Below are 6034 nucleotides of genomic sequence, written 5' to 3' on the forward strand. Positions count from 1 at the left end.
TTTTAGTCTAAAAAATTAATCTTTTTTATTCTTAATTACGAATTCATGTCCATTGCCACGTCCACGACGACCGCGATTACCGTTGTGACGGTTATTATTATTGTTATTGCGACGGCGTTGATAATTGCCATGTCCACGACCATGATCATTACGTCCTCGGCGGCCACGACCATGACGACCATCGCCCTTGTATGGCAAAGGCTTTTCTGGCGTAATCTTAACCTTAATTTCTGTTGAATCCTTAGCTAAGTTCTTAAGAAAAGCAGCTACTAAATCAAGAGCTGAATAGTTATCAAGAAGTTCACTAGCATCTTGAGTATATTTACCCAAATCACCATTCATCAAATCTTCGATTTCAGCCTTAGCTTGCTTTAATTGACCGCGAAGTGCTTGATCATCTGTTGGTGGACGAAGTGGTGACATCTTTTTCTTAGTAAGTTGTTCGATAGTTCTCATGTAGCCAATTTCATTTGGAGTTACAAAGGTTACTGAGATACCATTTTGTCCTGCACGCCCGGTTCTACCAATACGGTGAACATATGAATCTGGATCTTGAGGAATATCGTAGTTATATACGTGAGTTACCCCTGAAATATCCAAACCACGTGCTGCCACATCAGTAGCAACTAAAATATCCAACTTACCTTCACGGAATCGCTTCAAGACTGCCATACGACGCGCCTGAGATAGATCTCCGTGAATACCTTCAGCATTATAGCCACGTGCTTGTAATCCGCGTGTAAGCTCATCTACACGACGCTTCGTACGACCAAATACTAAGGCTAAATCTGGACCTTGGACGTCAATTAAACGACACATAATATCGAACTTTTCGGATTCCTTAGCACGAACAAAGTATTGATCAATTAAATCAGCTGTTAATTCCTTAGCCTTAATTTGAACAATAGCAGGATCCTTCATGAATTTTTCACCAATTCGTAAGATTGGCTTAGGCATCGTAGCACTGAAAAGCAAAGTTTGCTTGCGGTTTTTAGCATACCTCAAGATGCTTTCAATATCTTGGATAAAGCCCATATCGAGCATTTCATCTGCTTCATCCAAAACTACTGTATTAACTTTATCTAAATCAATTGTGCCACGTTTTAAGTGATCTAATAACCGACCTGGTGTACCGACCAAAATTGATGGTACGTGGTGCTTTAATGAACGAATTTGACGGCCAATATCTGCACCACCATAAACCACTTGGACATGAGCATGTTCATCACGACCCAAGCGGAATAATTCTTCTTGTGTTTGAATAGCAAGTTCACGCGTTGGTTCGACGATAATTGCTTGGATTGCTTTTTCTTTTTTATCAATGGATTGTAAAATTGGCAAACCAAAAGCGGCAGTTTTACCGGTACCAGTTTGTGCTTGTCCAATTACATCCTTTCCTTGTAAAGCAAGTGGAATAGTTTGTTCTTGGATTGGGGTTGCTTCTTCAAAACCTGAGCGTTTAATCGCTTTAAGAAGCGCATCGTTTAATCCTAATTCTGAAAACTTCAAAAAATTTTCTCCTATCTTAGTCGGGCTAAGACATTTTCAAGGTGCATCCCGTGTGAACCCTTTAATACGATAATGTCGTCCGGCTTAATGTCATTTTTAAGATCATTAATCATATGATCCATTTCATCTTGAGTATAATAATGTAAATTCTCTGGTTCGTATTTATCTTGCAAAGCATCGTATAAATTCTTCATTTCAGAGCCATACAAGTACACTTCATTTATGATTTGTGGGTCTAAAGTATCACTTAATCCAGCATGAAGTTCTGGTGATTTTTCACCTAGTTCTAACATGTCGCCAAGTACAGCGATTCTGCGACCGCCGTCTTTAACTTCAACTTGACCAAAACTGGTAACAACCGCTCTAACAGCAGTTGGATTTGAGTTGTAAACATCACTCATAATCGCTTCACCAGCATCACCCTTTTCCCATTCCATACGGTTAGCAGTTGGCTTAAAGTTAGACAATGATGAAGCAATTTCTTCATCGCTTTCACCAAAATGATGACCTACGCTAATTGCAGCCATTGCATTAGAAACATTATGCTTACCAATCATTGGAATTGAGAATTTTTGCTCTGAATCATTAATTGTAAAGGTAGCGTGGTGCATGTAGCTCTTGAAGCCAGTTGCATGTACTGTATCTTCATCTCTAAAACCAAAAGTGGCCTTAGCTTGATCCAGCTTTTTAGCACGTTCTTGCAACAATGGTTCATCACCGTTATAAATGAATTCACCATCTTCACGTAAAAAGTCGGTGATTTCCATCTTAGCGTCAGCAATTTTGTCGCGACTGCCAAAGAATTCAATATGAGCTTCACCAATCATAGTAATGACAGCTACATCCGGATGAGTTAATTCACTTAGGTGGTGCAGCTGACCTGGTCTATCCATACCCATTTCAAGGACCAAAATTTCAGTATTTGGCTTCATTTCAAGAATGGTCATTGGTACACCAATTTCATTATTAAAGTTAGCTTGTGTCTTATGTACGTTAAAACGCTTAGATAAAACTGCAGCGATCATATCCTTAGTAGTGGTTTTACCATTAGAGCCTGTAATACCTACTACAGTTGGATTAACCTTGCGTAAATAATAATGCGCCAAATCTTGCATAGCAGTAAGAGGATTATCTACTTCAATTACTGTGATATCTTCAGGCTTATTTGGATGGCCTTTCTTCCACAACGTAGCAGAAGCACCATTGCTAATGGCACCCGCCACAAAATCATGTCCATCACGTTCACCTTCAAGCGGTACAAATAAACCACCAGTTGTGATCTTTCTGGAGTCAAAGGCAACAGAAGTAATAATAGTTTTGTCGTCGCCTTCACAAGTAGTATTTAAAGCCTTGGCAATTTCAGCCATTTGCATTTTCATTGAATCTTTACTCCCATAAAAACATTTTTATACAGAAAACATTATACTGTCTTTCAAGCATTCTGCCAAATAATCTAATGAAGAAAAAAAGCAGCCCCAATGGGACTGCTTCCACCAGACAAAGGTTTACTTCTTCAAGCCATACTTCTTGTTGAACTTTTCGATTCGACCATCTGCTTGAGCAAACTTTTGCTTGCCAGTGTAGAATGGGTGTGAATCTGATGAAACTTCAACACGTACTAATGGGTAAGTTTCGCCTTCGTAGTCAATAGTTTCTTCTGGCTTCAAAGTTGAACCAGCTAAGAACTTAGCACCAGTTGCTGAGTCCATGAAAACTACTTTTTGAAAATCTGGATGAATACCTTGTTTCATAATTTATTACTCCTTTGCCATGACCATATTACAGATCATAGATTAATCGATTAACGTAAACTAGGATAACATCTTCAAGTAACTAATTCAAGACATTTTTCACAGTATGAAACTAATATGTCATGTAACCTCTTACAATTAGTGCTAAACTAATAGCAGAATTTATTTTGAATGAGGTAATTTAGATGAAAGATCTTCCTTTTAAAGCTGTTGCAGTAGATGTCGATGGCACATTTGTAAATGATGAAAAGAAATATGATCATGAAATGTTCGGTGAAATTTTATACCGTTTACACAAGCACGGTGCTCACTTTATTATTGCCAGTGGACGACCAGCAGGACGATTAGAAGCAGATTTCGGTGATTTTACTGATTCCGTCGATTTTGTTGCTGATAATGGTGCGGTTCTTGTGCGCAATGGCAAGATCATCCGTACAACAACTTTTTCTAAAAAATGCATTTTAAATCTAGTTGATTATTTGCATCTGCGTTATCCTGGAGCCGTCCAAAGCACATTAATCAGCGGCGTTAAGCATTCATACTTTTTAAAAAGTACGCCGGCTCAATTTAAACGATCACATCATTATTTCTATCCTAATAGTATTGAAGTTGATGACTTTGATCAGATCCCTGAAGATGATCAATATACTAAAGTTACGGTCGATTATCCTAGCAAGGTTCGACGAGAATTAGAATATGGATTCAATAGCAGAAGCGTTGAAAAAATTCACGTTACAACTAGCGGCTGGAACTATATGGACATTATTCCCTATAATGTTAACAAGGCTAACGGCCTTAAAGAATTTCTTGCTTACCTAGACGTCCCTCGAACTCAATTAATTGCATTTGGCGACGGCGAAAATGATATTGAAATGCTCAAATTAGCTGGATTAAGTTATGCCATGGAAAATGGTCAAGATAGCGTTAAAAAGATGGCTAAATTTATTGCACCAAGCAACAACGATAACGGTGTTTTTAAAGTATTAACCAAATATTTAAACGAAGCACAAAAGTAAAAAAATAAAGTTGACTATGGCAACTTTATTTTTTACTGTCTTTTTCAATATACAAATCGATTTTACGTAATCCTGTTTTAATACCCCAGTAATAAAATCCAAGTGAAGCTACAGCAATTACAACAAAGTCAAAAGGATATTTAATCCAATTTTGTCCACCAAAGCCATCGCTTCCCACATAAGACATTATTGACATAAAGATCAAATAAACAATCATCCACCAACAACTACGTAATTGTTCTTTTAAATTTGAATGTTGATAGTGAATTTCATAATAGAAATAAATCGGCAAGCCTAATGCAATTACCAAGATAACTTGAATCGTAGTTGGCCACATTGACCAGTAAATTGACAAGCTAGTTAAAATAAAGGCAATTGGTGCTAGATATGGCATGTAACGAGGTTTAAACGGACGATCAAGATTAGGTTTTACTTTTCTCAAAGTCATTACCGTTACGGGGCCTGTTAAATACGCAATTAATGTTGAAGCAGTGATTACAGTTGCCAATAAATTCCAGTTTCTAAATAGGCTGACCAAAATTACCGCTAAAATCAAATCCGCAATCATCGCGTAACGCGGAATTAAATACTTTTGATTAAGCCGGCCTAGCCACTTAGGTAAGTGACGTGTATGTGTCATAGCGGCCAAAGCTCTAGATGCTGTAGCGACGAAAGCTACACCTGTACCAAACGGTGATACAAATGCATCTAAATAAAGCAAAATTACCAACCAATTGATTCCTAAAATAATTGCCAAATCCGCAAATGGTGAAGTAAAGTCAATGCCGTGCCAGCCTACCTTGGCTAACATACTTGGTTCGACTGCTCCAATAAAAGTTACTTGCAGCATGATATAAATCGCTGCAGTAATGATCATAGAGATCAAGACACCGCGAACAATATTCTTACGTGGATTCTTCAATTCTCCACCCATATTGATCACGGTCTGAAATGCATCATATGACATGATAATTCCTGAAACTGACGTAGCCTCAAAGATGGAACGTGTTCCATACGGCATAAATTCATGAACGTTGGAGCCGAAATTTTGTGCATGAAAACCACTGCAAATTAAAACTACAATCGTTAAAGTAGGCAATAAGATTTTAAAAATAGAAATCAAATTAGTAAAATGTGTCATAATTTTTACTGACCAAAAATTGATCATTGTAAAAACGCCCAATCCTGCAAAAGTAATATTGCCATCTTTAATAAAATTCTTAGTCCAATTAGCCCATGACCACGGCCACGAACTCATATATTGAACAGCCGCCACGGCTTCCATTGGTACCAAAGTTACTAATGAAATCCAATTGGCCCACGCAGCAACAAATCCCAATAACGATCCATGACTGTATTGAGCATATCTACTCATACCACCACTTTCAGGAAACATTGCTCCCAATTCTACATAGGTCAAAGCAATAGCAATAATAATGACAGCACCTAAAATCCAAGAGAGGATTGCGGCTGGTCCAGCAATTTTCGCTGCAGAACCTGAACCAAACAGCCAACCTGAGCCTATCAAAGAATTTAGGGCCAACATAATAGCCGAAAACAGACCTATTTTAGGTCGTTTCATTCCTTCCAAATAATCACTTATCCTTCATTCTTACCCTATATTTTTCTCGATTTTTAGCTTCTAATTATAACAAAAACAGTTCTAGCAAAAAACCAATGTCATTAAGTTAAGACATTGACAATTAATATTAGACTTTTAAAGCACTGATTTAACATTTAATTGGTTAAATTGGTGCT

5 protein-coding genes are annotated in these 6034 nt (G+C 37.6%); 1 reads left to right on the forward strand and 4 read right to left on the reverse strand.

From position 1 onward, the window contains the following. Positions 1-15 precede the first annotated feature (15 nt). The 3 genes from JEM49_RS01540 to JEM49_RS01550 all read right to left on the reverse strand — a co-directional run bounded on the left by JEM49_RS01540 (position 16) and on the right by JEM49_RS01550 (position 3260). Entirely contained in the window at positions 16-1509 is a 1494-nt protein-coding gene (locus tag JEM49_RS01540; protein ID WP_201873315.1) for a DEAD/DEAH box helicase, read from the reverse strand. Between the two features lie 11 nt (positions 1510-1520). Further along, positions 1521-2888, reverse strand: a complete 1368-nt coding sequence (locus JEM49_RS01545) for a UDP-N-acetylmuramoyl-tripeptide--D-alanyl-D-alanine ligase (RefSeq protein WP_098036843.1) — start codon at positions 2886-2888, stop codon at positions 1521-1523. Positions 2889-3014: 126 nt separating this feature from the next. Next, the gene (locus tag JEM49_RS01550; RefSeq protein ID WP_014918203.1) at positions 3015-3260 is read right to left on the reverse strand and encodes a type B 50S ribosomal protein L31; all 246 of its coding nucleotides are present in this window, start codon (positions 3258-3260) and stop codon (positions 3015-3017) included. 185 nt (positions 3261-3445) lie between these two features. Here JEM49_RS01550 and JEM49_RS01555 point away from each other — a divergent pair, with 185 nt between their 5' ends. Further along, positions 3446-4276 carry a Cof-type HAD-IIB family hydrolase gene (locus JEM49_RS01555; protein WP_201873316.1) on the forward strand — a complete coding sequence of 277 codons (831 nt, stop codon included), beginning with the start codon at positions 3446-3448 and terminating at the stop codon, positions 4274-4276. A 25-nt stretch (positions 4277-4301) separates the two neighbouring features. Here the strand turns inward: JEM49_RS01555 and JEM49_RS01560 are convergent, their stop codons facing one another. Next, entirely contained in the window at positions 4302-5867 is a 1566-nt protein-coding gene (locus JEM49_RS01560) for an APC family permease (protein ID WP_201873324.1), read from the reverse strand. Between the last annotated feature and the right edge of the window lie 167 nt (positions 5868-6034).

The sequence above is a fragment of the Lactobacillus sp. A27 genome (assembly GCF_016742815.1).
Taxonomy (GTDB): Bacteria; Bacillota; Bacilli; order Lactobacillales; family Lactobacillaceae; genus Lactobacillus; species Lactobacillus gallinarum.

What these genes read in the sequence shown, in the direction of transcription:
- JEM49_RS01550 (WP_014918203.1), bottom strand. Translation starts at nt 3,260, where the DNA reads ATGAAACAAGGTATTCATCCAGATTTTCAAAAAGTAGTTTTCATGGAC.
- JEM49_RS01555 (WP_201873316.1), top strand. Translation starts at nt 3,446, where the DNA reads ATGAAAGATCTTCCTTTTAAAGCTGTTGCAGTAGATGTCGATGGCACA.
- JEM49_RS01545 (WP_098036843.1), bottom strand. Translation starts at nt 2,888, where the DNA reads ATGAAAATGCAAATGGCTGAAATTGCCAAGGCTTTAAATACTACTTGT.